This window comes from Halorubrum sp. Atlit-28R (assembly GCF_003665955.1).
Lineage (GTDB): Archaea > Halobacteriota > Halobacteria > Halobacteriales > Haloferacaceae > Halorubrum > Halorubrum tropicale.
Window position 1 is genome coordinate 60,675 of record NZ_QPLS01000007.1, and the last position, 23,897, is coordinate 84,571.

General features: G+C 57.5%; 25 protein-coding genes and 4 pseudogenes. 8 read left to right on the forward strand and 21 right to left on the reverse strand.

Annotated features, from left to right (window positions below; all coding sequences use genetic code 11):
- Window positions 1-28: 28 nt before the first annotated feature.
- Window positions 29-781 (reverse strand): hypothetical protein, encoded by a 753-nt coding sequence (locus tag DVK06_RS12110; protein ID WP_233561689.1) that lies wholly within the window; start codon window positions 779-781, stop codon window positions 29-31.
- A gap of 79 nt (window positions 782-860) precedes the next feature.
- A complete protein-coding gene (locus DVK06_RS12115) occupies window positions 861-1,283 on the reverse strand; it encodes a TRAM domain-containing protein (RefSeq protein WP_121600434.1) in 423 nt (140 codons plus the stop codon).
- 130 nt (window positions 1,284-1,413) lie between these two features.
- Between DVK06_RS12115 and DVK06_RS12120 the strand changes: the two genes are divergently transcribed.
- The 3 genes and pseudogenes from DVK06_RS12120 (at window position 1,414) to DVK06_RS19000 (ending at window position 3,211) form a co-directional block, all read left to right on the forward strand.
- The gene (locus tag DVK06_RS12120; RefSeq protein ID WP_121600435.1) at window positions 1,414-2,238 is read left to right on the forward strand and encodes an IS5 family transposase; all 825 of its coding nucleotides are present in this window, start codon (window positions 1,414-1,416) and stop codon (window positions 2,236-2,238) included.
- A gap of 44 nt (window positions 2,239-2,282) precedes the next feature.
- Window positions 2,283-2,456, forward strand: a pseudogene (locus tag DVK06_RS18995) (transcriptional regulator); the annotation flags it as partial.
- A 212-nt stretch (window positions 2,457-2,668) separates the two neighbouring features.
- A complete protein-coding gene (locus tag DVK06_RS19000; protein ID WP_199718657.1) occupies window positions 2,669-3,211 on the forward strand; it encodes a helix-turn-helix domain-containing protein in 543 nt (180 codons plus the stop codon).
- 552 nt (window positions 3,212-3,763) lie between these two features.
- Here the strand turns inward: DVK06_RS19000 and DVK06_RS12135 are convergent.
- Window positions 3,764-5,005 (reverse strand): RNA-guided endonuclease TnpB family protein, encoded by a 1,242-nt coding sequence (locus tag DVK06_RS12135; RefSeq protein WP_121600437.1) that lies wholly within the window; start codon window positions 5,003-5,005, stop codon window positions 3,764-3,766.
- A 24-nt stretch (window positions 5,006-5,029) separates the two neighbouring features.
- Complete coding sequence (locus DVK06_RS12140; RefSeq protein ID WP_121600496.1) at window positions 5,030-5,149, reverse strand: DUF2080 family transposase-associated protein; 120 nt, start codon at window positions 5,147-5,149, stop codon at window positions 5,030-5,032.
- A 259-nt stretch (window positions 5,150-5,408) separates the two neighbouring features.
- Between DVK06_RS12140 and DVK06_RS19680 the strand changes: the two are divergent.
- A pseudogene (locus tag DVK06_RS19680) lies at window positions 5,409-5,773 on the forward strand (transcriptional regulator); the annotation flags it as partial.
- 228 nt (window positions 5,774-6,001) lie between these two features.
- On the opposite strand, the pseudogene DVK06_RS12155 reads toward DVK06_RS19680, so the two are convergent.
- The 4 genes and pseudogenes from DVK06_RS12155 to DVK06_RS12165 all read right to left on the reverse strand — a co-directional run.
- A pseudogene (locus tag DVK06_RS12155) lies at window positions 6,002-6,472 on the reverse strand (zinc ribbon domain-containing protein); the annotation flags it as partial.
- 74 nt (window positions 6,473-6,546) lie between these two features.
- Window positions 6,547-6,693, reverse strand: coding sequence for a hypothetical protein (locus DVK06_RS19290; RefSeq protein WP_233561692.1), 147 nt, complete (start codon window positions 6,691-6,693; stop codon window positions 6,547-6,549).
- Window positions 6,694-6,696: 3 nt separating this feature from the next.
- Window positions 6,697-7,128 carry a PIN domain-containing protein gene (locus tag DVK06_RS12160; protein WP_121600438.1) on the reverse strand — a complete coding sequence of 144 codons (432 nt, stop codon included), beginning with the start codon at window positions 7,126-7,128 and terminating at the stop codon, window positions 6,697-6,699.
- Window positions 7,129-7,431, reverse strand: a complete 303-nt coding sequence (locus DVK06_RS12165) for an AbrB/MazE/SpoVT family DNA-binding domain-containing protein (protein WP_121600439.1) — start codon at window positions 7,429-7,431, stop codon at window positions 7,129-7,131. It abuts the gene before it with no gap.
- 480 nt (window positions 7,432-7,911) lie between these two features.
- Here DVK06_RS12165 and DVK06_RS12170 point away from each other — a divergent pair, with 480 nt between their 5' ends.
- Together DVK06_RS12170 and DVK06_RS12175 are read left to right on the forward strand one after the other, a co-directional pair.
- Window positions 7,912-8,574 (forward strand): helix-turn-helix domain-containing protein, encoded by a 663-nt coding sequence (locus DVK06_RS12170; protein ID WP_121600497.1) that lies wholly within the window; start codon window positions 7,912-7,914, stop codon window positions 8,572-8,574.
- 13 nt (window positions 8,575-8,587) lie between these two features.
- The gene (locus DVK06_RS12175) at window positions 8,588-9,262 is read left to right on the forward strand and encodes a hypothetical protein (RefSeq protein WP_121600440.1); all 675 of its coding nucleotides are present in this window, start codon (window positions 8,588-8,590) and stop codon (window positions 9,260-9,262) included.
- A 2-nt stretch (window positions 9,263-9,264) separates the two neighbouring features.
- Here the strand turns inward: DVK06_RS12175 and DVK06_RS12180 are convergent, their stop codons facing one another.
- The 13 genes and pseudogenes from DVK06_RS12180 to DVK06_RS12235 all read right to left on the reverse strand — a co-directional run bounded on the left by DVK06_RS12180 (window position 9,265) and on the right by DVK06_RS12235 (window position 23,069).
- On the reverse strand, window positions 9,265-10,179 hold the full coding sequence (locus tag DVK06_RS12180) for an NAD-dependent epimerase/dehydratase family protein (RefSeq protein ID WP_121600441.1): 915 nt from the start codon (window positions 10,177-10,179) through the stop codon (window positions 9,265-9,267).
- Between the two features lie 354 nt (window positions 10,180-10,533).
- Window positions 10,534-11,286, reverse strand: a complete 753-nt coding sequence (locus DVK06_RS12185; protein ID WP_121600442.1) for a sugar phosphate nucleotidyltransferase — start codon at window positions 11,284-11,286, stop codon at window positions 10,534-10,536.
- Window positions 11,287-11,489: 203 nt separating this feature from the next.
- Window positions 11,490-11,735, reverse strand: a complete 246-nt coding sequence (locus tag DVK06_RS12190; RefSeq protein ID WP_121600443.1) for a sugar phosphate nucleotidyltransferase — start codon at window positions 11,733-11,735, stop codon at window positions 11,490-11,492.
- Window positions 11,736-11,840: 105 nt separating this feature from the next.
- Window positions 11,841-12,284: a hypothetical protein gene (locus tag DVK06_RS19780; RefSeq protein ID WP_121600444.1), complete on the reverse strand. Its 444-nt coding sequence runs from the start codon at window positions 12,282-12,284 to the stop codon at window positions 11,841-11,843.
- Window positions 12,285-12,812 (reverse strand): sugar-specific transcriptional regulator TrmB, encoded by a 528-nt coding sequence (locus DVK06_RS12200; RefSeq protein ID WP_121600445.1) that lies wholly within the window; start codon window positions 12,810-12,812, stop codon window positions 12,285-12,287. It lies immediately after the preceding gene.
- Window positions 12,813-14,233: 1,421 nt separating this feature from the next.
- Window positions 14,234-14,431 (reverse strand): annotated as a pseudogene (locus DVK06_RS19785) (ATP-binding protein); the annotation flags it as partial.
- Window positions 14,432-14,764: 333 nt separating this feature from the next.
- Window positions 14,765-16,789: a hypothetical protein gene (locus tag DVK06_RS18270; RefSeq protein WP_147438068.1), complete on the reverse strand. Its 2,025-nt coding sequence runs from the start codon at window positions 16,787-16,789 to the stop codon at window positions 14,765-14,767.
- Window positions 16,790-16,848: 59 nt separating this feature from the next.
- Window positions 16,849-19,851, reverse strand: a complete 3,003-nt coding sequence (locus tag DVK06_RS12210; protein ID WP_147438069.1) for a hypothetical protein — start codon at window positions 19,849-19,851, stop codon at window positions 16,849-16,851.
- 6 nt (window positions 19,852-19,857) lie between these two features.
- Window positions 19,858-20,739 (reverse strand): hypothetical protein, encoded by an 882-nt coding sequence (locus tag DVK06_RS18275; protein ID WP_147438070.1) that lies wholly within the window; start codon window positions 20,737-20,739, stop codon window positions 19,858-19,860.
- Between the two features lie 971 nt (window positions 20,740-21,710).
- Complete coding sequence (locus tag DVK06_RS19010) at window positions 21,711-22,064, reverse strand: hypothetical protein (protein WP_199718678.1); 354 nt, start codon at window positions 22,062-22,064, stop codon at window positions 21,711-21,713.
- Window positions 22,061-22,387: a DUF5615 family PIN-like protein gene (locus DVK06_RS12225; RefSeq protein WP_121600448.1), complete on the reverse strand. Its 327-nt coding sequence runs from the start codon at window positions 22,385-22,387 to the stop codon at window positions 22,061-22,063. Before DVK06_RS12225 ends, DVK06_RS19010 begins: the two co-directional genes overlap by 4 nt.
- Window positions 22,384-22,701 carry a DUF433 domain-containing protein gene (locus tag DVK06_RS12230; protein ID WP_121600449.1) on the reverse strand — a complete coding sequence of 106 codons (318 nt, stop codon included), beginning with the start codon at window positions 22,699-22,701 and terminating at the stop codon, window positions 22,384-22,386. Before DVK06_RS12230 ends, DVK06_RS12225 begins: the two co-directional genes overlap by 4 nt.
- Window positions 22,702-22,856: 155 nt before the next feature.
- A complete protein-coding gene (locus tag DVK06_RS12235; RefSeq protein ID WP_233561695.1) occupies window positions 22,857-23,069 on the reverse strand; it encodes a glycosyltransferase in 213 nt (70 codons plus the stop codon).
- Window positions 23,070-23,097: 28 nt separating this feature from the next.
- Here DVK06_RS12235 and DVK06_RS12240 point away from each other — a divergent pair, with 28 nt between their 5' ends.
- Entirely contained in the window at window positions 23,098-23,346 is a 249-nt protein-coding gene (locus DVK06_RS12240) for a UPF0175 family protein (protein ID WP_121600450.1), read from the forward strand.
- 213 nt (window positions 23,347-23,559) lie between these two features.
- Window positions 23,560-23,877, forward strand: a complete 318-nt coding sequence (locus tag DVK06_RS12245) for a DUF6516 family protein (RefSeq protein ID WP_121600451.1) — start codon at window positions 23,560-23,562, stop codon at window positions 23,875-23,877.
- Window positions 23,878-23,897 lie beyond the last annotated feature (20 nt).

The following is a 23,897-nucleotide window of genomic DNA, read 5'->3' on the forward strand; positions in this document are numbered from 1 at the left end:
GAGCTGAGAGAGCTCGGCTAGTGACTGGCTAACTCTGAAGCCGGAGTTGCGCACACACAACGGCAAACACGAGCAGTAGCGCGCCGACACTGCCCACAGCGACTGCGTGTGCCGTCAGACCGTATCGAAGGGGGCTGGCGGCGAGTGTCCCGCCACCAACCACGAGCACAACACTCCCCACACCGGCAAGCACACGCGTTGCCGTCGCTGAGAGGCCATGCGTCACCCACGGGGCGAGCGTGAGTTGGCCACCGAGGACGAATCCCCCGATACTCGCGAGGGCTGTTCCCATGCCGAGATACAACCCTTGGAGGTCGTCGACACCAGGGTGGAGGCTTCCGACAGCGAGGATCCCGACCCCGCAGGTGAGCGCGAGGACGCCAGCAGCCCCGACAAGTGTGTCAAGCGAGCGGACGACTCTGAGGGGCTCAGGATCAGTTGGGTTCGGAATGCGTTCGACGGTCCGGTACGTCCAGTGGTCGCCAAGGCTCACAACGAGGATAAACGCGCCGAGCGCGAGCGCGGCCACCGTGTATGAATCGGTGGGATCGACGACATCGAGCGTCTGGTGGAACCAGAAAATGTTCGTGAACACCGAGGAGTGGAGGGCTTTGAGTTCGGAGGCATATAGTGGCGCCACCCAGTGGACGTCCGGCAGCATCCCCCACCCACCACCGAGGAGGACAAGGGTGCGTGCGTACCGTGTTGGTGGGAGGAGATACAGCGCGACAAGCGCCGTACAGATGCCTCCGACAGCGAAGTGAGTGATGGCCAGCGACACAGATAGTATCTCGTGTGGCTCTGTGAAAGCTTTCTGGCTGGCCTCGCGTCGGTTCACGAGTCGGCAGTACTACTGCCCACTACGTGAGTCGATCCACAACCTCCGCAAACGCCACATTTTCGCGCACCTGTTGAATCTCGACGGTGACGCGGTCACCAACCGTTGTGTCGGGCACGATCACGACGTAGCCGTGTTCGACCTTCGCGATTCCATCGCCCTGGTCACCGAGGTGCTCGATTTCAACGTTGCGGCGTTCACCCTCGACGACAGGCGGGCTATCGGCTTGCAGTTGGTGCTCATCGTGGGGCGCCTCATGGTCAGAATCAGGCGCTGTAGTCTCCGTATGTGACGTTGCTGTCGAAATAAGCGCAATACGGTACGTTTCACCCTCAACCAGGGTTCCGCTTGCGATCTCGCGGTCCGGGACTGTAATCTGGTAAGTGCCGTCAGATTGCTCGACAGGCGACGTATAGAGTGTTTTGAGTGTCTCAGAAGATTCCATGAATCGTGCGTCACTCTACAATAGTAGCTATCTTGATTTTAACGGTGGTGAATTTTGCTGTGTTGAATAGCGATCTAATCAGGTGTTATCACGGAGTAGAAGGACGAAGCCGAGGAAATCGATTCTGTCAATGGAAGTCAATTTCCTCGGCTTCGTTGAGCAGTGTCGTCGCCTAGTCAAACAAGCGTTAGGAAAGCACGCGGGCGAGCCCGCCAGCGGCGGGTTCGCCCGCTGGAAACACGTTGTGCTACACTGTCTTCGGCTCGAAGACGGCCACAGCTACCGAGAAACGCCGAATCGGCTGAAGTATATGGCCGAGATTCGTGACGCACTCGGCTTAGATCCAGACGATCTCCCAGACTACAGCACGATCTACAAGTCGTTTGATCGGCTGAAAATGTGGGTCTGGCGGGCGCTACTGCGCGTTTCCGCGCAGCAGCACCCGCAGTCCGGACACGCTGCGCTCGACAGCACGTTCTTCGACCGGCGACGTGCCTCCTCGTACTTTCGCCAGCGGGCAGGACGGACGATACAGACGCTGAAAGTGACGACATTGACTGATGTGGGATCACTAGCTGTTCTCGACGTTCACATCGCAGCGCGGTGGAAGCATGACACGAAGACGGGACCGCAGGTCGTCCGCCGAAACGCAGACGACCTGCAGTCCGTCGCCGCCGACAATGGCTTCCAAGACTGGCACACCGAGTACGAAATCGCCGCACACGACATCGATTACCTCATTCATTATCGCGGCTCGTCAGCGAACGCAGCCGCGAAAAACGCTCTGAACCGGGCAAAGGGCTACTCCCAGCGGTGGATGGCCGAAACACTCTACTCGACAACCAAGCGCTCGCTCGGCGATGCCGTGCGAGCGCTCAGGTGGTATCGGCAGTTCCGTGAAATCGTCTTGATGTTCGCCATCACCAACATAGAACCGCTTTGTGAACCGCTGTAACCGTAACTCAGCTTCTATTCAACACAGCAGATCAGAGTACTCTGTTGTCAGATGTCCACTCGGACCTGAAGCAGCTCGACGTGTTAGGGATCCTCACCCCCGAAGAAGGCGGCCCCAGCGGCGCGATCCAACCCGTCGTCCCGTTCGATCGGATCGAGGTTCACATCGACTATCCCCTCCTCGGTCGCGGCGACGCCGATACCGCTGCGAGTGCGTAGCGGGAACACGCAGCTGTCGGGTTCATTCTGCGTTGACGGGACCACGCATTCTCGTGGGCGCTGTATTCCGATGCCCTCGTTTCACTCGGGCGTTGAGGAAGAGGGCTTAGTGTCTGTATTCAGCTACCGCCGCAGGTATTCTTCTTGAAACGCCAATACTCAATAATTTGCGTGGGAATAGAATTATTACTGTCGAACCGCTACCATAGCGTATGTCAACTACGAACCCGCAAGACGATCCTGACTGGATGGACACCTGGAAGGAACACACATCGGCGTTTGATCGAGTCAAGTCAGTGACGATGACGCTCTCGGAGCCCCACTCCGCACCGTGGATCGCGGAGCAGGCAGCCGTGTCTCCCAATACGGCACGGGATCACCTCCACCGCCTCGTCGACCTGGGCGTTGTGACCGCAACCGACGACGGCGGGACCCGCCACTACTATCCGGATCCACTGTACACTCGACTCCGCGACATTCGGGAACTACTTGAAGAGACGACAAAACAAGAACTCTCAGAGCAGGCCACAGAATTAAAAGACGATATCGCGGCATGGAAAACGGAGTACGATGCTGACTCACCGGATAGACTCAGGGAACGAGCGGCTGCGGATACGGTCTCCGCCGAGCAGGCGGCCGAACTTACACGGGCGGCAAGTGACTGGAGTCTCGCCCGGTATCACCTCTCTCTCATCCAAGACGCGATCACAAACTACGACACCTGGACATCTGATCAGTCGTCGCTCACCGTATGACTGACGAGCCGGACGCGTCGGACAGTCAGGCCGAGCGTCACCGAACTTCCGGGTTTCATTCTCAGGCGGACGCCGTCCGTTCCGATGGCGGGACTGCGTCAGGACGGGAGCGGCACCGTATCCTCCGAGAATTGCGTGGGGAGTTGGCGAGACATCCCGCCGTGTTATCGGTTGCAGGTGAGCCACCGAATGCGTATCGAGAACTACAGGCGGAGCTTGATCCGTCGTGGTTCGGCCGTTCGGGAGCGACCGCCTCGCTCCGACTCACGTGGATCCCGGACCCGTCAGTTGAGTCAGCAGACGCCGATCGCACGAGTGACGAGTGGGTGCGAACGCCGATTCGAGCATACTACACCGTCCATTACAGCGAGCCATCCGGCTTCGATTGCGGCTTCCACTGTGAACCGAACCCCCACATTGAGGGCCTGCTTCACTATCAGGAACGAGACGAACCGGCCGATCCATACACGTACGAACCAGTCTCATTCGACGCGCAGTCGGTGTCCGGACTCCTGTGGGAACTGATGGACGCACTCGGTGAACTACTCCACCCTACTCGCTCACGGCTGACGCCGTTCGCTCCTTGAGGGTGGGGCTTCCTGTTTCCACGACGCGCTTTGCAGATACAGGCGTATCCACAGGGAGCGCAGTCTCCACAGGCGTTGATTCGGAGTATCCCACTCCTACGTCTTCAAGACCACGAGAAAGGATGTTCCACGCCGCGTTCGCATCCCTATCCGCTTCAAATCCACACGCCGGGCAGGAGTGTTCGCGCATCCACAGCGGTTTCTCAGTCTTCACACCACAGGAAGCGCACTCCTTTGTCGTCCCGCGCGGGTTCACGGCGACGAAGTGCGTCCCTTCACGTTCACACTTGTATTCGAGCATCCGCAGGAACGTTCCCCACGCCGCTCCCGCCCGATTTCGTGAGTTTTTGCGGAGTTCGACCAGCCCTTTTACATCCAAGTCCTCAACAGCTACCAAGTCGTACTCGGTGGCGTAGTAGTTCGACAGCTTGTGGAGAAAGTCGCGGCGCTTTCGCTTGAGATCAGCGTGGCGTTCCGCCACGATTTGTCGTTGCGTCTCCCAATTCGTAGAGCCGTGTTCCTTCCGCGAAAGGTCGCGTTGGGCGCGTTCCAATCGTTCGCGCTCGTCGCTGAAGTCGGGACTTTCGATGGCGTACCCATCGGTGTCGTGGGCATACTTGAGAATCCCCACGTCGATACCAACGCACCGATCTGGATCGGTTGGTTTCTCAGGTGTCTCTTTCCCGTCGACAACGAATGAAGCGAACCAGTCCCCAGTTGGCTCCTTCTTAATCGTGACTTGTTTGATCGTCTCGGTGTCGGGGATTGTGCGGTGTTTGATGAGTGGAACATCCGCAAGTTTCGACAGCGACAATACGGTCTGACCGTTCTTACTATCGAACTCGAAGCCAGACTGTACGTAGGTAAAACTGCGGAAGTCCTTGGGAGCCTTCCAGTTGAGGCTTCCGACGTTGTAGCCGTTCTGTTTCAACTGGGAGAGGGCCTTGATGCTGTCTTCGATACGCATGACAGCGGCTTGTGCGACCGTTGAATAGAGGTCATTTAGTCCATCCCACCAGACTTTAAGATCGGTGAGCTGATCGCGTACTTGGCGTACTCGTTGGGTGAGTGTTCCCGCCGATTCGGGGATTTTCTCAAATTCGTTGAGTGCATGATTGTAGAGTTGCCTACAGGTGTCTCGGTGATGATCCAACAGCTCACGTTGTTCAGGCGTGGGATCAAGCCGGAATCTGTAGGTGTAGCGCATTGACTATTCGTCGGGGGCTGAGGTTCAGACGATTTTCACGTCTGCACCACGCCATCGCTTCGGAACGAGAACGTGTGCGCCGTTGCCGGTCGGCTTCACCTCTCCCTCAATGACTTCGTGGTCTTCTAGTTTGTGTCTATCCATCATCTGTGTTTAAACATTATTTTAACGTAACTCTATCGGTGGGGTGGTTGGGCAGCGAGTACGAACGTGTTTGAGACATGATGACGGCGGTGTATCCCCTCCCTACTCGCTCCCGCTGGTCGCTCCTTGAGGAAGGGGGCTTACCGCCTGTATTCTGCTAATCGCCTCACTAAACAAAACGGGTCGTGAAAGACATTCGCTTGGCAGTACGCCCGCGTAGGCGAGACTGGACGGAGACGGATATGAACAGCTCCGCTAAGAGGCGCTTCAGTTCGTCCAAACGTCGACGCCGGCGATCTCGACAACCGAGACGCAAAAGCGACACTCCAGTTCGGCACCGACGACGACTTTGTCGACAGCCTCACGCCGCTCCGCCTCACGCTCATCCGCGCGATCGCAGCAGAGACCCCCGAGAGCATACGCGAGGCAGCCCGGCTCGTCGATCGCGACGTGTCGGATGTCCACTCGGACCTGAAGCAGCTCGACGTATTATGGATCCTCACCCTCGAAGAAGGCGGCCCCAGCGGGGCGATCCAACTTATCGTCCCGTTCGCTCGGATCGAGGTCCACATCGGCTACTCGCTCGGCGATTGCGGCGACGCCGATACCGCTGCGAGTGCGTAGCGGGAGCTCTCAGCTCGCGCTCCCCCATCACAGGATTACGGTCTCAATCTCATCAAGACCAGCAAAATCCGGGTCGCCAGAATAGAGTGTGTCACAGTCGTCGTGAATGGCGGCGGTTGCGAGATGTATGGCGTCTGCGTACGACAGTTCCCGTTCTCCCGGGTCTTGACATCCTCCTCCGTCTGAAGGCGGAGGAATCCCACGGCACCGCGCCGCTGGATTGGGATATTAGGGTTTGCAGTCCACCACTTGACCCTGCGGTTGGAATCCGCTGGACAAGTCGTGAAGGTAGACCGATGGCTGTGCCAACCAGCCGGTACTCCTATCCTCGTCCAAACTGGACGAAGACTCGGAGTTACTTTTGTTGATGTCGAGACGGATGTTCTCCGCCCCATTCACGTCTGCGTTGAACGCAGCGTCGCACCTATCACACGCATACAAACCGCGGTGGACGCGCTGACTTTTGTCTTTCCTCCCGCATGTACAACACGTCTTGCTCGTGTCGCGCTCTGAAACCTCTATAACCTCGATACCCTCGACTTTCGCCTTGTATTCGAGGATATCGGTGAAGCGGTCGAACGCCCAGCCATGCAGGTCGAGGTTGCCGTGCTTCCCCCAGTTCTTCGAGTTGCCGTTTTCGTCCTCGCGGACCCCGTCCAAGTCTCCGACGTTGATCCGGCCAACATCGTTCTCGATACACCCGAGCTCGTCGTTGATCAGTTCGATCATCTCATTGAACGAATAGCTCTTTTCGGTGCCGACGTTGAGATGCCCTACAGTTCGTGATCGGCGGCACGTTCACAGGCACGGACGACGTCGTCTTCGATCTCCTCCGCGGACCGCTCTGTTCCTTCGGCGAGGAATTCACTCACGCGCTCGCCGAGTTCGGCGACGGCCTCCCCGAACGCGTCGGTGGTCATCGATCACATCCCGTGGTCGCGGAACTGTTGAACCGTGACGTCGACCGGGAGTGAGTTGAAGTCGTCGTCCCCACCGACAAGGAGTGTCGCATCCCGATCGTGCGCCAACGCCACGGCGTATGCGTCTCCCAGCGCGATACTCCCGTCAGCTTTGATGATTCCCGCGGTGTGCCAATCAGCACGTTTAATGCTCACTCCACGGCGCTTGAGCGCCCGGATATCCCGGTCTCCAGACCGCAGTGTGTCCGATGTCGCGGTGCCGTTACCCTCTATCCGGGCGACCTTGTAGAGAAGTTCTGTTGCGTTCACCTCTGCGAGAACGCCGTCTACTCGGCCAGCCTCAATATCGTTGAGAATTTCGTTAACAACTTCGTGACCCTCCTCGTTGTAGAGAAAGGCAATGAGCGGTTCTGTATCAAAAACGTACTCCACCATTTATGGCTCGTCCCCGTGCCGCTCGACGAGATCCTGTACTTCTTCTTCCTCTCGGCGGCGTTCTTCTTCGTCCATCTCACGTACCATCGCGATTACCTCTCCCGGTTCGTGGTCGCCAGCGTGGATGCCGTGTAGCTCCTCGAGCGTCGGGACCGGCTCAACGATGATCCGGTTGCCTTCTTCGTAAATGAACACCTCTCCCGGGGTCTCGATGCCGAACTTCTCCCGCAACGGCTTCGGAATCGTTGCCTGCCCCTTCTGGGACACTCGTACTACTTTTGGTTCGTTTGTACTACTAGACATTATTAGTTGTATCTACGTGAGCGCGTGCTACTAAAGGTATCGCCAACTCACTATCTCTCGGTGTTATCCGCTGGGCACGAACACTCCCTCGGAGTTTCTCGACTGATTGGTCGAACGTCACGACAACGAGGTCAACCACCGACGACCGGCAGTACGGACTGGACGCCACGTCTCTGTCAGCGTCATCGACTCGCTACTGTATTTTCCGTCTGAGGCTCCGTACACGGTCGACGAGCAGCGGAATTTCGTTGCGAGCGACGAGCGAGACACGACGAACCACGGAACGCGAGTCGCATTCACCCTGTCACGCTTTGCCCCCAGGCTGTCTACAGTTTCTATCGGACCATCGCGCCGGACGGCGAGTTCACTCCCAGCAATGACTTAACCGGGGCGGAAGTCCTATGTATTGCTATCGCTGTAGAGATAACTACAAACGAGCCCGGCCAGACAGAACAAGGCCATACACCAATGATCGAATTAATGGACTCCACAGCTGCGAAGATTGTCTTAGCAGCCCAGCGTGGCGATTCTATCAATCGCATCGCGAGCAAGATTGATATCTCGTACTCATGGGTGTATGACTGGATTGAGCGGTTGACTAACGCAGATATTATCGCTAAAACCGATAATGGAATTCAGGTCGTCGACCACGAGATGCGCCAACAGTACGCTGAGATGATGGCTGCGTTGTACAGCCGCGACACCATCTCACAAGAGGACGCGTACATCGTCCCCCACTTCGCTGGGATGGAGTTTGTGTACACGGAAATTGACGCGGCGTATGTCTGGACGCACGGTGGCTACCAGATCGCGCGGAGCCACAACGACTATCCGGTATTCATCGACGTACACGACCGTGATGTCGAACGATGGATTGCGTTTTTCCAACAGTGGAGCGTCGATACGACGATCAACGAGCGTCCGGACGCCAGCGACGTCGATGGGAACGTCCACTACGTCTTGTACCCGAAGATCAATGGTATCGACGCCGAGTGGGTCAATGGCAACCCCGTCATCCCGTTGGACGACGCCATCAACCAGATGATGGAGAATCGGCCAGCGTACGAACCCGCCTTGGAGATCATCGCCGACGAGCACGACAGGGAAATCGATGCGGCCCACCACAGTGCGATGAGCACTTGACAGTGACGAGAAAATGAGTCTCCCCGAGCGACAATCCGAACTTATCGACACGCACCGCGCGGTACAGGACGCCGAACTGCCGTATGTTCTCGTTGGCGGCTGGGCAGTGTCTGCGTTCCAAACACGATTTACGACCGATATCGATACCGTAATTCCAGATACGGCACTCGATGACTACGATACACTTCTTCGTGACCTCGGCTACGAGAAACAGTTCGAACAGGATGTCTCGAACGAGTACGACGGTCGAATGGTCCAGTACACGAAATCGGTCGGAGCGAACGCCGTCAAGTTCGAGGCACTCGTGGATGCGATGGGATGTCGACAGACCGAAGCAGAGTGGTCATACCGCTATCTCCACGAACACAGTACGATCGAACCACTCGATGTCGCCGAAGACCTCGACGGTCGAATCCCGGAACCGGCACTGCTGTTCGCGATGAAACTTCACAGCGGCCGGAAGGCCGATACCCGTGATCTGGTTGTGATCAGCGTGCGTGCGGACTTCAACCGTATTGAACGACACGTCCATCGTGGCAACCCCGAGACGCTCGAGAGACAGATCGAGATAGTGCTGGATCAACTCCAACAGGATGGGTTCAAAGACTCGTTCAAAGGTGTCTTTCGACAAGAAGACCTGCCAGTAGATGCGGTTGACGCTCTCGTTTCCTTTCTGTCCAAGCAGTGAGCTCAACTGTGATAGGATTCACAAACGCGCGACACGCCCTCCTCAAATCCGATGGTTGGTTCCCACCCAGTTGCCTCGTGTATCTTTGAGTAGTCCGCCATGGTGTCGTGGACGTATTCGTCGAGGGGGTTCTCGATGTATTTGGGCTCAATGTCGGTCCCAAGCTCATCGTTGATCAGCTCAACCATCTCGTTAAACGAGTAGCTCTCCTCGGTGCCCACATTGTGAATGCCCTGGAGTTCGTGGTCGGCGGCGAGTTCACAGGCACGAACCACGTCGTCGACGTGGGTGAAGTCGCGCGTCTGGCTGCCGTCGCCGAACAACTCTGGGCGTTCGCCGTTCGCGATCTTGTCGGTGAACTGCGCAACGGTGTTGGCGAACTCACCTTTGTGTTCTTCGGCGCCGCCAAAGCCCTGGTACACGGAGAAAAAGCGCATCCCAGCGAGCGACATGTCGTGGAAGTTGTGGAAGTACTCCGCGTACCGCTCACGGGCGAGTTTGGAGGCTTCATACCCCGTGCGAGCCTCAACGCTCATTGTTTCTGGTGATGGCTCCGTGCGATCCCCGTATATTGAGGACGTTGTCGCGTACACGACCGTGTCACACCCGTCTTGCCGGGCCTGTTCGATCGTGTTCACGAACCCTTCGACGTTGACCCGGGCGCCTTTCGCGGGGTCTTCTTCGTGCATTTTGTACGAGGACAGCGCCGCGAGGTGGAACACAACGTCCACGTCGGTGGGCAGATCGGTGTCGACAACGGAGGCGTTGACGAACTCGACGTCCTCACTGAGGTTGTCGGGCGTTCCAAGATAACAGTCGTCGACGGCGATTACGTCGTTGTCTGCTGCGAGATGGTTAGCGAGATTCGAGCCGATGAACCCTGCCCCGCCTGTGACGAGGACGCGCTGGTCTTCCATATCGGACACCGCTCACCGATTCGGTGAAAACCTTGTGATAGTGAAAGAACTAGGAGACAGTCGCATACACCGAGCGGTAAGAGCGTTGAGTGACAGCTCCGGGCGTGACCCAATGCACGGCCGCTCTGCTGAGCGTTCGAGAAGAGGATTCAAGCTATCAAGACTGCGATTGCTTGCGACACCGGTCACACTGTGCAGCCGCTGAGAGCCCACGTGCGATGCGTCGCCCACACTCACATCGGGAGCCATCTGTCGTCTCAACCATAGGTTTGTGATAGATACACGATGTAATAGGTCTTTCTTCGAGCGGAACTGTGGAGTAGTAGCTCTGGGTAGGTCTGTTGATACTCTGGATTAGTCTGCCCCTTCGAGTGTTGAGTATGCGCCTACGGTACTCTCCGTCAGGGAAACACCGGATACAGACGCATGCCGGTCGACGAGTGTCTCTGAAAGCGTACTGTCTGTTACGGTAGCTTTTGGGAAGACGACTGTCCGTGAAAGGTCTGCGTTCTGTACTGTGGCGTCTTCGAGAATCTGGACGCCAGCGTCAAGTGTCACGTTCTCTGTGGTGGCACTTTCAGCCACATGCGGCTCTCCATCCAACATGAACCCAACTGCATTGAGATAGCTGTCAGCGGTGCCAATATCGAACCATGCCCCATCAAAGGTGAAGGCGTAGGTAGCTGTCCGCTCGTGGAGCCACTGGATAAACCAGCCTGGCTCATCGGGGTTGTTACCCTCCTCGAGATACGTTTCAAGCAGATCGATTGACTCTGCGGGAAATCCGTAGCAGGCGATTGAAACCAATGAACTCGACGGATTGTCGGGCTTTTCGGTGAATCCGACCACTTGGTCGTCATCGATATCAATGACGCCGTATGACTGTGCTTTCTCAAGCGACCCAACATCGTAGGCTGCAATCATCGGTGCGTCGTGGTCGCGGAAGCTATCAATAAAGTCGCTAACGCCGAAACTCAGGTAGTTGTCGCCTGCGACGATGATCGTATCATCACTCAGGTTCTCCCGCTCAACAAGCTGTGCGAGCGCGCTGATAACGCCGAACTTCTCGTCTTCGTCCGTGGTCTCTTCGATCGACAGGGTGGGCATTCGTCTTTAGCTAAGACTAGTAGTAATATTCAAAGTTCAGAATATAACTAAGAGTGTTGGGAAGGACAATTCCAGCCGGTGAGACACTGTTCATCGTGAAACCAGGCGATTAGAAACGCTAAGATTGGTGTTTTCGGCGTTTTGTCGGGGTGTACGAGCGAACTTCGACGGCAGATCACAGCTAGATAGTATTACTGTGAGTATTAGCTAAAGACGGATGACAGGGTGGGTTTCTCGTAGCCCGACTCTGTGAGATATGTTTCAAACTCATCAGCGAACCGCTCGTTCGTCGAGATGTAGACCTTGTCAACGCGGTCGTCTGTCTCAAGTGAGTCGAAAATCGGGTCGATAATTGTCTCTTCCCCAAGCGGCAGGAACATCTTTGGGCGATCAAGGGTGATCGGCCAGAGTCGTGTGGCATACCCGCCTGCGAGGACGATTGCGTCCATGGTATGCTCGTCTTCCGGGCAGCAATTAAATGTGCGTGGATTGTCGTTACCACATGAGGAGGGTTTCGACACAGCCAGATTCTCAGAGTTCTCTTCTCGTACATGCTAGGGCCACAGTGCCTCTATGCGTTGTTCTGTTGCCGTGAGGACAGTAGAGTATACTTCGAGTGGATGGAGTGACGGGAGTTCGAGGTCGCAGATTTCGGTGGCAGTCGGTGGCTTGTGGAAGTGTAACCGGGTGTTGTGGGTGTTTGGATGTCGGTCCCAGCGACACTCCCAGCGTTCCCCGTCCTCGTGCTCTTCGACGTAGTGGACCGAGAAATCACCAGTCGTGAACCAGCGGATGTCAAGGCGGGCCGCGGTTACTCTGTCAGGATATCGTCCAGCGTCAAGTCGTCCACGGAGCAGTCGAGGTTCGTATGAATCCGGGTCGAACGCAGTCTCAGTGACGAGTGAATCCGACGACAGGTTTCGCTCTAGCAGGCGCAGGGTCTGTCGATCTGATGGACCCGTCGAGTGTGAGGCCGGATCCTCCGGCGGCTGACTCATTTAGGCCGGTATCAGATGCCCGTCATTCTGGGAGAGCTGGCGAGCAAGTTCGTACAGCCGGATATCTCGAATCACACCCTGCCACTCGCTGACTGCGGTCATCCGCTCGTGGATAGTTTCGTGACTATCGTGATCAAACACGTTGACAGCCGTTGGGTCTGTTGTCTCGAACTGCGCTTCGTATTCCGTTCGCTGGGCTTCGAGCGCCTCCACTCGGTCGATGATTGCTTCAATAGAGAGCTCGGTTGCGATTTGACTGGCGTCCTGCCATTCGAGATATCCCTCGTTTCGTTCATATGTTGCTGGGCGGCTGTCGCTATCGGCTCGAGCGATGCCCATCTCCGTCAAGCGGTCAAGGTGCTTTTTTGCGGCATTCGGAGAGCAATCAGCAATCTCAGCAATCTCGGTGTAGGCAGTCGGAGAGGTAACGCCGAGGACGGCATCATAGACACGACCAAATGTGTCTGTCCCCGTCTGCCACCGTCGCTGAGTATCATCGGATGTGGGAGCTGGATCGAATTCGGTCATACGTATCTGTAAACAGGCACTCTCAATATATCTTCGGATTACTCAAATATAATTAGAAAGGAGCTGTATTGGGTTGAATACCATTGGTGGGCTTCGTCCTCGCCCTGAAGTGTGAGGCTTTCGCCTCGAATTTTCCGTAATCTGCGCGCGACAGAACTCACAACAGACGGGCGCCGCGACAGAACTCACGATTGTGGGGCACGGGTTCACTTGGGCGTAGTTTGTCGACAAGAGGTGTTGACAGGCTCGACACCATCGCTGAGGTTGCCGGACACACCAAGATAGCAGTCGGCGGCGGCGATTCTGTATTTTCTCTCACTCACGTAGAGAAGACACTAGCCTCAGCGAGCGAGCGACTCGCTTGGAAGTTAGACCCACAGTTAGAGGGGACACAGAGAAAGGTAAGGGGTATTATCGAAAACCGCTAGACGGGGATAGTTAGGGGGGCAGAACGCCGACTGATAAGAAGAATAAAAAGAAGGAAAACGTACAACCTCCGCCGACTGTGTGAGAGATGAGAGGCCCTCCAGCACGGAGGCCCGTAGATCCACCAGGTGGTCAGCCACACATAGTCTCTTTTCTGACGTATTGCGTCCCTCCCTGTAATGAGGCCCACCCTAGACTGCCGGACACACCGACTGGACAATTCACCCGAAACACCCCTTGGAATTCCCTCGATAAATCACCCACTCTTTTAGATAATATGTATGATAATTATATTCGCTGTCGTCGTACTGTAGATTCGAATTCGATCAGCACCCTCAGCCAACGACTGGTTGACACCAATTCTATACGGGTATTGTATTTAGAAACTGTCATACTTGACTACCTCTAGAGTCTAGGCCTACCGGGAGAAATGACTGTCTTGGCTCCGCCTGTTTGTAACGCACGTGTTTGCGACAGCACCCCACTTAGTTAGCCCCCATTTCTTCTTCTTATCAGTCGGGGTTATACCCCCTCTAACTCGCAGACGGCAAGCTGATCTATCTAAATAAGAGCTATCTGCTATTCACCCGAATTATCCCCCCTCTAACTCCCCTCTAACTCCGGGCTGACCTGTGATCCAACGACAAATCTCAGTTTTCATCTGTTCAATGGGGAGAGCTCGTCTTCTGTCTAGCTCACACACTCTCTCTATCATATCACTTCTAAAGAAATACTAAAATAAATCAAAAGTTGTCGGATGCGCTCTTCGGGTCCGCTACAGAACCAACAGAATTGCCGATGAGCAGTAACGAATTTTGTACCATATTTTTGATAATATTTGTCTCCACAGGAGTTGCCCTGCGGTGGCGATCCGGCTGGGTGGCCAACGGAAAAACACAACACTGCTCACACCACCGGCCAATGGTTGAATCCGATACAGCGGTTCTGTTGAAATACTTAGATGCTGACAGAAGCTCGCTGCTGAATACAGCGTCTGTAATGTCTGGATAGGTCGTCGCTGCGGCCTCGACGAACCGTCTGAGCTGTGTGGTCGCTGTTCCTTGGACTGCCTGATAGTAGACGGCATCGTGGCGGTCCGCGATCGATTGGCGGACGAGTTCGCTTTTGCCGATCTGACGACGACCGTGAATCGCCTCGGGGTCAAGCCCCGAGGCTTCCCGTTTCCACGACATGACTCGCAGACTCGACGCAATCAAAGTATTGAGATCCTCCTCTGCGTGGACGCGGAAGAATCCCGAGCGGTGGGAGTTTCAGGTTCGCAACCATGTTTCTGCCAGTTAACCGGAACTCATCTAACCCAGCCATCGTGCAGCGGCTGACTGGCGGTGCCAAACCGCCGGTACTCCTATCCTCCACATCGGTGACTCCCATTTGTTGTTTTTGCCAGCAGGGAATCCCTGACGCCTCGATGAACTCGGAGTTAGCTTGGTGCTTGCTCGACCAACCGGCACGAGGCGAACGTTTCGAGCATTCGCGTTCACCGTGTTGGCGTTTCGGATACTGTCTCATCGGGTGGATATCGACGCAAACACCGCTGCGCGAGCGGGCGGCATATATCGGAGACGCAGCCCCGTGAGTGGGCCTGAGGCAGTTGGTTTGTGACCTCGCTGGTTCCGGTATCGCTTGGCGAACGCAACCCACCCAAGCGGGCGAGATGGCTGATCAGCGGAGTGTCTGCCGTACGAGACCAGCTCCGGCTCCCCCACGTGATATGAGAGCGTTGCGTCCGGGTCAGAAAGGGTGTAGGTGTCTCGAAACGCGGTCATGAACGCGTCACGATCAGGCGAGCCAACTGCCTTGTCTGCGGCTGGCCACCGAACATCCTGGAACTCCGCCCCGTCTTGTACAAACACCGTTGCTGTTTCGCGTCCTGTCGCGAGGTGCGCGGGGCGAGCGGGCGCGGACAGTGGTCGGAGCGTGGCCTGGACCGTCTCGCGGTCGATCGCTGTTGTTGTCCCATCTGGATAGGTGATCTTCGCCCCTGTGGCTGTCGCGGTGACGCGGCGACACTGACTCGCGAGCGCCTCGAATGAATCGGTTAGCTGCCCGCGTATCAGCCAGTCGCCGTCAACGAGACACCGGAGTTCGTTTGTTGGGGTTAGTTCCCACGTTTCACGACCACAGTCAGCGTCACAGACCGCCGTGCCAACAGCATCCGCAAGCGACCGTGGTTGCTGATACAGCGTTGTCACCGACCCTGTTGGCGGTTTGAACGGCCGCGCAAGGAGTGTTGTCGCCTGGTGTGCAGTTTCGTGCGACTGCGCAAACACTGTGACCCCCGCAATCGTGGGATCGTAGTGGGCCTCCCAGACAGCAGCGAGCAGTCGGCCGGGGTGAACCGACTCACCAACGGGAAGATACACGAGCGTGGTGTTCCCATCGACAGTTGTCCGGTGAAACGACACCGCCGGTGATGACGACTCGACTGCGGTGATCGTCTCTCCGCGTTCGAGACACCACCGGACAACCGTTTGGGCAAACGGGTCAGTGATGTCGTCGAGCACGGCTGGGCGGCGACTCGCCTGGACTGTCGGGTCTGTCTCGGCAACCCGCATGCCCGGTGGCACGACAAGCGGCGCTACCGGCGTGATTTGGAGTGGTCTACGATACTTCAACTGCTCCCACCCCGACATCTCATACAGTCGTGTTTCAACAGGGAAGAACGTCGGCAGGGTGGATCCGGTTGCTGTGAGCCGGCCCGTGGCGCCGAGTGCCTGATAGTCGGCCGCAAGGGGATCACTTGGAGCGCGTGTCCACACCTGGGCGTATTCAGCCATCGAGCCGGCAACTGCGAGAGCGCGGTTCGGCGCCGTACTGTCGGACGCGGTCGTGTATGATTGTCGAAGAACGGTCGGGTTCGCAGGCAGGCTTTCTACTGGTATCTCTTCCCAGCCGTGATTGGAGAGCAATTCCCAGTTAGTGAGCGTGGCTGGGCTGTCGAGTTGGGTACTCATCGGCGACGGCAGGGTTTCTGCAAGCGTATCTCGATCCGTAATCTGGACGCTCGGCGTGAAATCGACGCGTCGGACGGCGAGTTCAGTTGTATCGGTGCCGCGTTCAGCAACCACACTGAGCGCCTGCGGGTAGTCGCTGGCAGCCGTGAGTAAGGGTGAAAGCGACGGTTCTCGGGTTGTTGTTTTCAGTGCGGTTGGCGCAGTGGCCAGCAAGCGTTCGGTGAACGCACTTGTTTCGCCAAGCGGGCGTGGATCGATCTCGACGATACTCACCCCGATCGTCGCTTCACTGGCGTTGACTGCGAGTTGCGCAAGCGTTGCTGTTTCGTCGGTGATGTCCGTACCCTCGACGCCTGAAAGCGAGAGTGGGTCACTTGGAGCGCTCCCTGCCCACACTAGGGTTCGGTGACGGAACACGCCTGGCAACGAGAGGTAACTAATGGGGCCACAGTCGTGGCTCCACAATGCGGTATGAACAATCTCTGCGACGACCGTCGATAGTGGCGGCGCGTGTCGGGGGCGAGGGTGTCGTGGGTCAACAGCAAGTTCGATCGCTTGCCAGGTGGGGTCTGTCATCTGAATCGGTGGAGTACAAAGGTGGTGTCGCTGTGGTGCTCACATAGAGGGAGGTGCGGTCAGGCGTCGTCTGGGTGAGACTCCTCTACCGCGTCGGGAGTCGTGCCCGTCGCCTCGCCGTCGTCACTTCCCTCAGTGGCGCCAGTGAGCGTTTTTTGGACGCTCGTCGTGTCTTTGGTGTCGGTACTACTCGTGTCCTCGCTGGAGGTGTTCTCCGTGGTGTCGTCGAGTTCCTCGGATTCCGCCTCGGTGGCGTCGGATTCGTTCGGTGCGTTCTCTACAGTATCGTCGAGGTCGTCGACTCGTTCGACAGTGCCGTCGGAGTCGTCATCATCTCCAGCGTCATCGTCGCTGTCTTCTCCAGCGCCGTCGTCTTCTCCAGCATCATCGTCGTCATCATCTCCTGCGTCATCATCGCTGTCTTCCCCAGCATCGTCGGGGTCTTCGTCGTCTTCTCCAGCGTCATCGTCGCTGCCTTCCTCAGCGTCATCGTCGCTGTCTTCTCCTCCAGTATCGTTGCCACCATTTTCGACAACATCGTCGAGATCTTCGTCGTCTTCCACAGCGTCGTCGGGGTCTTCGTCGTCTTCTGCAGCGTCGTCGGGATCTTCGACGTCTTCCCCAGCGTCGTCGCCGTCTTTTCCAACATCATCGCCGTCTTCCCCAACATCATCGTCGCTGTCTTCCACAGCATCATCGTCGGGTTCGCTAGCGTCCGCAGCGTCATCAGGGTCGTAATCTGCTGGCGGGCCCGTTTGATGCGGCGAGTCGATCGTCGGGTCGAACAGCCAATCGTAGCCGTCGAAGTACTGGTATTTGTTCCCCGTCCCACCGGTTTTAGCGTCTTTGAACGCATCGGGGAGGTATCCGCCGATGACGGACCTGACTGGCGCATCGTACTGCGAGTGACCCTCAAACCAGGTACTGAACGTCTCTTCGAGCGCGTCGTAGGTGAGCTGTGGACCATCGCGAGCGACAATGAACCGCTCAAAGAAGGCCGCAAAGCCCGCTTTTTGTGTTTCTGTTCGCTCGTAGGTCGCCCACTCCGGGGTGGGGTCGTACACTTCGATCTGGTTTGTCTCCTCGTCGAGGTAGGTGACCGTTACGTGGTCGAGGTAGCCGAACCCCATGGGAATGTGGGGTTCATAGATCCAACACCAGTCAGCGAGAAACGCCTTCTTTTCGCTGTAGGTAATGATGGCCGTGCCGTCGCGAGTCTCAACGCGGTGGATTCCATCCTCGGTCTTTCGGTAGTAGCCACACCGGCCGGTGGAGTCACCGTCCTCGTCGGTCGACTCACCAGCAATCGGCCAGTCGAAGGTGCTGACGTCTTCGCTTGCGTCTCCACGGACGAGTTCCCCATGGTCGTCGCTGGCGGTCAGTTCTCTGCCACGCAGTTCATACGTGGTTGCCCCGCTCCCGCGACGGACGACGCTGCGTCCATCGACGGTCCGCACTGGGTCAGTTTGGTTGTACAGGATAGCGGCGTTCCCATCAGGCGTCTTCTTTTTGTAGCCGCGACTGAGGTTCTGGTAGCCGCGCTCAACTTGATCTTGGGTAAACGCAAAGATGACGTGCCGGCCAGCAGCGATGGCCCGCTCGGCGTTTTTGAGCGTGTTCGAGGGTTTTGTGCTGTTTTCATCCTCGACTTCGAAGGCGACGATTGTCGAGCCAACAGCGATTCCAAGCGTGCGGATGAACTGCTCGTCGGTCCAGATCCGAAGGTCTGGAAGCGAATCGGTCGTCTGCTCGACCTTCTCGATGTCGTCACCCCCTTCGGTGAAGGTTCGCTCGACGGTGTTCTCGTAGCTCCGGTGTGGCAGGTTGCCCTCGTTTTGGACGTCTGGCTCACCAGACGCTTCGTCGGTTGCCCCCTTGCCATATCCGAACTCTGCGTCGGTCTCGATGATGATCGGCTCAACCGAGTGGAACGCTGGTTCTGATCGGCCCTCGACGTCCAGCCATGGATTTGTCTCCCATCTGTCGGTGACTGTCTGTACGAAGGGTCCAAGCTGCGCTTCAAACAGCGAGAACCATCCATAGAGGTTGTAGTCTTCTTTGAGGAAGTTCTCCGCACTCGTGTCGCCCGACATGAGCCGGCGGTGTTCGCGTTTTCCGAGGATGATTTTGCGGTTTCGGTCCGCGAGGGCTCGAACCTCTCTGCGGCTGGTGTGCTGGTTTGTTCGCTCGTCGTTGTACTCGACACGACATTTGTCGGGGCCGTTGACGCGCTTGGTGTAGCTGGTCTTCCAGAGGCCGGCTGCGAGCCGTGGGTCGTGGTTCGACGTGAAGTTTCCAGGCGCGAACACTCGCGAGAGGTCCGACGGCTTGCCCTGTTCGACGAGTCGCGCAAAGTCACGGTCGCCGCTGTAGGTATCTTTTGGTCGGTAGGTCGCACAGCGGACAGACGCGTTATACTGGCCATCTTTCCCGCTCACGATGACCTGATAGATGAACGGGTCATGATTCTCCCGGAAGGCGTCGAAAAGCGCTTTGAGCGGCTTTGTCTTGCTGTTGCCGGGCGTTTCTCTGTTGCCGTCTTTATGCGAGTAGAGGCGGGTCGTCGTCACATCAGAAATCCCGACTGGCTCGAGATCGAGGTGACCGACTTCTGCGGTTACGGCCGCCGGGTAGCGGCGCTTCACCGACTGCTTGAGCTTGCTCAGTGGCTGCGCGTAGGTCTTTTTTTCAGACGAATCGAGCGTCGACTGGGTGTTGCTGTTCTCATTAAGCCCGTACGGGCGCGGGTGGAGCACGAACTCCAGTCCGTATTTTCCCGGATACATGAGAATTTCGAGGCTCTCGATACAGCTTTCGCCACAGACATCGGCGATGATCCATACGAGGACGCCGGCGATATCGTTTGGTAGGTCCGCTCGCGCTTGTGGGTCTCGTGGGAGTCGGATGCGAATCGCGTTTTTTCGTTGCTTTGCGCCGCCTTGAAGCGACCGTACTGCGGTCTGAAACGGGGAGACGTCCTCCGGAGCTGGAAGCCCCTCGGCGCCGTCGTCATCTGAATCCGGCGATTGGATCCGTTCAATTCGATCGATTTGAATTGACATTTCTGGTTACTTTTCGGTAGCGTTGATGATGCTGTTCCAGTCCGTTCGGGGGATCAGATGGACTGTCGTGAACGGCCGGCTGTTCGGGCTGTCTTGCTGCGCTGTAGTCACTGCGGGACTGCGAGCTTGCTCGAGTCCGATGTTGGTGAGTCGATTCTCTTTGAGCGTCAACTCGCCGTCGAGAATCATGACCGTGGTGTGCTCCTCGTACGACGAGCACTGCGGGACGAAGGGTGTCCAGAGGAGCGACGGTCGTTCTGTAGGCGGGCAGCGTCCGTCGTGTTCCGTTATCCACGCATCGTAGCGGGGTCCTGTTTCAATCGCACCATTCCAGCGCTCGGACTGGGTGACCTCTGTCCCGATGGTGTCGTTCTCGAATTGGGTTTCAGGCTCGTTGCTATCGCGCACCGGGGGTCGGTCACCAGCGTCGGCCTCTTGCTCGGACGCGGGGGAGAGCTCAACAGAGAGGATCGGTTCAACAGGCGCCGGTTGCTCGTCGCTTGTTGCGACCCACACGCATGGGTTAGTATAGGTCCGCTCGTTGCCGTCGGGGATGAACGGAGCCGGTTGGGTGTAGCACGCTGCGCCGGCTGCCGTCCACGTTGCCACTGGATGCTCGAGGAGAGCCTGAAGTCTCGCAGCATGTTGTGCGGATGTGGTTACGATGTGGACTGGTTCTTCGGGCGCGGTGAGTTGGTCGACGGTTTTGAGCACAACTCCCGGCTTGATGACGTTGCTGGCGTTGACAAGCACAGCAATCTGCTGTCCAGCGCGGGATACGCGGAGGTCAATTGGACCTCGCTGGTCGGTTCGACCACCGTCGATCGTGTAGCCAGCCGCCCGATAGGCCGTTTCGACTCGGTTTGTCAGTGTGTCGTGGTTCGTCATTGCTGACGATTCAGCGCACTCAGGGGGTGATAATAACGGATTCGAGGAGTAAACGGGCGTAGAATACGTTAAACGGGCGTTTAGGAGACTATACGACCGTTCACTAACCATGTGGTTTTTTATATGATGAACAAATGCGCGCTGGCTAGAAGTCGGAATATATAAAAACTTTGTTTGCGGCTATTCTGACCAAAACGAATATAATGGGGGTCTGAGAAGCGCCAAATAATGACCAACCAAGCAATATGCTCTGAGGTACTTCCCGAGGCGCTGGCTGTCGCGCTCATTGATGCTGAGTTTGATCAAGTCACACGGCACGCACGATACAAGTATCTCGAGGCGTTTATCGATCGTGGCGCAGCGAGCCCAACGCAAGCGCTCACGCGAAGTGATGTTCAAGCGTACCTCGAAGCGACCTATCCCGATCTGGAGTTCAACTCGCGGACAACGAGTAATAAGGCGTTACGGGATCTGGTCCAGGCTGGGTTTCTCGAACGGGACACCCAAACACAGACCTATCGGTACTGGTTAGTTTGGAGTGGTGTGGACAGTTCGGAGGGTGCCCAGTGTGGTTCCACTAGCGAGACGGCGATGACGGATGGTAGCGGAGGTGATGGGTCGGTTGGTGTCGGTGACGAGGAGATTGCTCTCCGAGGAGACGGTACTGTGGCCTCCGGTGAAAGAGATCTGACTTCAGCTGCGGCGTCGACCGGCTCTGCGACTACTGCCGGCTGGGTGCCGTCTGTACGCACTTTGTCTCAATCTTGGGTAGGTGCGTGGGCCACTCTCTTCGTACTGTTTGCTGGCGGGAGCGTTGCGTTCATCACTGTCCTGTTGGCTCGGCTTGCGGTCCCGTCACTGGTTGTGACCGGCAGTGCGGCAGTCGCGTGGGGGCTACTCTCGCTTGGGCTCGCTGCGGGGATAGTGCTGGGTTTGCGGTCTCTCAACTACCCCACCCTACGTCGCTCAGTCTACCGACTTCGCTCGTAGAGGGTGGGGTTTCCTGTTTCCACGACGCGCTTTGTAGACACAACGGTGTCCACAGGAAGCGCACTCTCCACAAGCATTGAATCGTTCCAAAGTCTGATAGTACCTCTGTAGAGGGACTCTACCGTCGTCTTTTTGGCACTGAAATATTTCTGCCAGTTCTCATCGATGACGCGCAAATAGGTTGTTTCTGCTTGCTCGGCAATTGCGTCCCAGTCGTACTGCCGGGCGTGGTCGACCGGTGATGTCGGCGGCCGGGCGCAACCCAGCGTGGCATCAAGCCGCTCCGTGAGTGCGTCGTCCGTGGGCTCGACGCAGAAGTCCGCGTCGGCGATCACAGCGCAGAGAGCCAGATGGGATCTGTCTCCGCCGGATCGAACGGTAGCGCCTCGATGCGGGCGACCGCCGCACGGATCGCCCCACCAGTCATGTCCTGTGGGGCGACGAAGACCGGGACCGCGGCGTCTCGGTCAGCAAAGTCTTTGACATCGGTCGTGATGATCGCCATCCCTTCGGACGCGGCGTACGCCACGATCGCGTCATCGGTCGCTTCCGGACCAAGTGCGGCGATCTCCCGCGAGTACTCGACATCGTGACCGTCACCACGGAGTGCGGAGACGTACTCTTCAGGCACGTTCACGTCGGCGAGAATCCGGCTCACGACTCCGCGGCGTCCTCAGTCGACTCGGCAGTCTCACCGCGGCGTTCGTCGACGAGCTTGCGTGTTTGGCGCTCGCCGTCGCGACGCGTCCGTTCGGCCGCCCGCTCAGCGTCTTCGAACGCGTCGCGGTGTTCGTAGTAATGTGCGAGCGCCCCGAAACACTCGGCCATCGAGATCCCGTACTCGCCGGCGACGACGTGTGGATCCTCCTCGGCATCGATTACGCGCCGCTTGATATCGCGGACGGTGATCCGCGTTCCCTCCAGACGCGGCTCACCGGACCGAATCGACTCGTCCCGCACGATCGAGGTCATGCCACGATATACGACCGATATCCGTTTAGTCCTTCGGGAGGGCTCACACGATGTAGGCCTCATCAGATTCTCCCGCCTGCGGTGGGCGTCCGGGATCGACGCTTGCTCGCAACTGGGCGTGTACACAGCGCGTGGTATCGACCGCGTCGGTTAGCTCACCACGCGCCGTCGATCGCCCGCCGATAGGCCGTTTCCGCCTGCTCGGCGATCGCGTCCCAGTCGTACTGCCGGGCGTGGGCGACGGGTGATGTCGGTGGGCAGGCACCATCTAGTGCGGCGTCGAGCCGCTCCGTGAGTGCGTCGACCGTGGGCTCAACGAGGAAGCCGGCATCGGCGTGACTGGACGGATCCGTACTGAACGGCGCCACTAAGTAGCATTACACCGAATTGGGAGGTATGAGCAGTATCGATATCCCATCCGACGTGCTAGATGCGATGGCGGCACCGCCCGAGGATCGGGAGCCGATCGTTCGGCAGGAACTCGCAGTCTCACTGTACCGGGAGGGATATCTCTCGTTCGGGAAGGCTCGGGAGCTCGCCGGGCTCTCGAAGGCGGCGTTCCACCGACTACTCGGTGACCGCAAGATCCAGCGCCACTACACGGAGGCGGACCTCGCACTCGACGTTGCGTACGGGCAAGACTGACAGTTATCGTACACACGCCGCCGCTGTTGGCCCTCGCACTCATCGAACGGCTTCATCTCGTTGAAACTCAGATCGACGACGGGGTTGTTCCGACGACAGTCTGGGACGAACGTACGGAGACCCCTCGGCCAGAGAGAACTCGGGGACAGTTTGGGGTTTGTTGGAGTCTCGCCCAACACTTATACTGTTGGCCGTTGTCCCAACACGTAGGGGATGCCACAGGAGCCGCTCTTCCAGTATACGCATGTTGAAGCCGGCCTCGTCGAGAACGTCGTGCTTCGGCCGACCGATGATACCGAGACATACCCCTCTGGCTGGAAGTACACGCTCCACTTGGGCACCCTCGATGATCTCACACTCGTCCGGTATGACAACTCGCACGAGGACACGAAGGGGCACGAACACCACACCGCGGCCGGCGACAGAGACGACATCGAGTTTCCGGGGATGGAAGACCGACTCGTGGAGTTCTGGGCGAGCGCCGATGAGTACTGGGAGGCCGTCGGCGGTGACCCGCCCCGACCCCACTGATCGACCGCACCCGTCTCACC

Excerpts from the sequence above, each read along its gene's own strand:
- DVK06_RS12115 (WP_121600434.1), bottom strand. The coding sequence starts at position 1,283 with ATGGAATCTTCTGAGACACTCAAAACACTCTATACGTCGCCTGTCGAG.
- DVK06_RS12120 (WP_121600435.1), top strand. The coding sequence starts at position 1,414 with ATGGAAGTCAATTTCCTCGGCTTCGTTGAGCAGTGTCGTCGCCTAGTC.
- DVK06_RS19000 (WP_199718657.1), top strand. The coding sequence starts at position 2,669 with ATGTCAACTACGAACCCGCAAGACGATCCTGACTGGATGGACACCTGG.
- DVK06_RS12135 (WP_121600437.1), bottom strand. The coding sequence starts at position 5,005 with ATGCGCTACACCTACAGATTCCGGCTTGATCCCACGCCTGAACAACGT.
- DVK06_RS12140 (WP_121600496.1), bottom strand. The coding sequence starts at position 5,149 with ATGGATAGACACAAACTAGAAGACCACGAAGTCATTGAGGGAGAGGTG.
- DVK06_RS19290 (WP_233561692.1), bottom strand. The coding sequence starts at position 6,693 with ATGACCACCGACGCGTTCGGGGAGGCCGTCGCCGAACTCGGCGAGCGC.
- DVK06_RS12160 (WP_121600438.1), bottom strand. The coding sequence starts at position 7,128 with ATGGTGGAGTACGTTTTTGATACAGAACCGCTCATTGCCTTTCTCTAC.
- DVK06_RS12165 (WP_121600439.1), bottom strand. The coding sequence starts at position 7,431 with ATGTCTAGTAGTACAAACGAACCAAAAGTAGTACGAGTGTCCCAGAAG.
- DVK06_RS12170 (WP_121600497.1), top strand. The coding sequence starts at position 7,912 with ATGGACTCCACAGCTGCGAAGATTGTCTTAGCAGCCCAGCGTGGCGAT.
- DVK06_RS12175 (WP_121600440.1), top strand. The coding sequence starts at position 8,588 with ATGAGTCTCCCCGAGCGACAATCCGAACTTATCGACACGCACCGCGCG.
- DVK06_RS12180 (WP_121600441.1), bottom strand. The coding sequence starts at position 10,179 with ATGGAAGACCAGCGCGTCCTCGTCACAGGCGGGGCAGGGTTCATCGGC.
- DVK06_RS12185 (WP_121600442.1), bottom strand. The coding sequence starts at position 11,286 with ATGCCCACCCTGTCGATCGAAGAGACCACGGACGAAGACGAGAAGTTC.
- DVK06_RS12190 (WP_121600443.1), bottom strand. The coding sequence starts at position 11,735 with ATGGACGCAATCGTCCTCGCAGGCGGGTATGCCACACGACTCTGGCCG.
- DVK06_RS19780 (WP_121600444.1), bottom strand. The coding sequence starts at position 12,284 with ATGAGTCAGCCGCCGGAGGATCCGGCCTCACACTCGACGGGTCCATCA.
- DVK06_RS12200 (WP_121600445.1), bottom strand. The coding sequence starts at position 12,812 with ATGACCGAATTCGATCCAGCTCCCACATCCGATGATACTCAGCGACGG.
- DVK06_RS18270 (WP_147438068.1), bottom strand. The coding sequence starts at position 16,789 with ATGACAGACCCCACCTGGCAAGCGATCGAACTTGCTGTTGACCCACGA.
- DVK06_RS12210 (WP_147438069.1), bottom strand. The coding sequence starts at position 19,851 with ATGTCAATTCAAATCGATCGAATTGAACGGATCCAATCGCCGGATTCA.
- DVK06_RS18275 (WP_147438070.1), bottom strand. The coding sequence starts at position 20,739 with ATGACGAACCACGACACACTGACAAACCGAGTCGAAACGGCCTATCGG.
- DVK06_RS12230 (WP_121600449.1), bottom strand. The coding sequence starts at position 22,701 with ATGACCTCGATCGTGCGGGACGAGTCGATTCGGTCCGGTGAGCCGCGT.
- DVK06_RS12240 (WP_121600450.1), top strand. The coding sequence starts at position 23,098 with ATGAGCAGTATCGATATCCCATCCGACGTGCTAGATGCGATGGCGGCA.
- DVK06_RS12245 (WP_121600451.1), top strand. The coding sequence starts at position 23,560 with ATGCCACAGGAGCCGCTCTTCCAGTATACGCATGTTGAAGCCGGCCTC.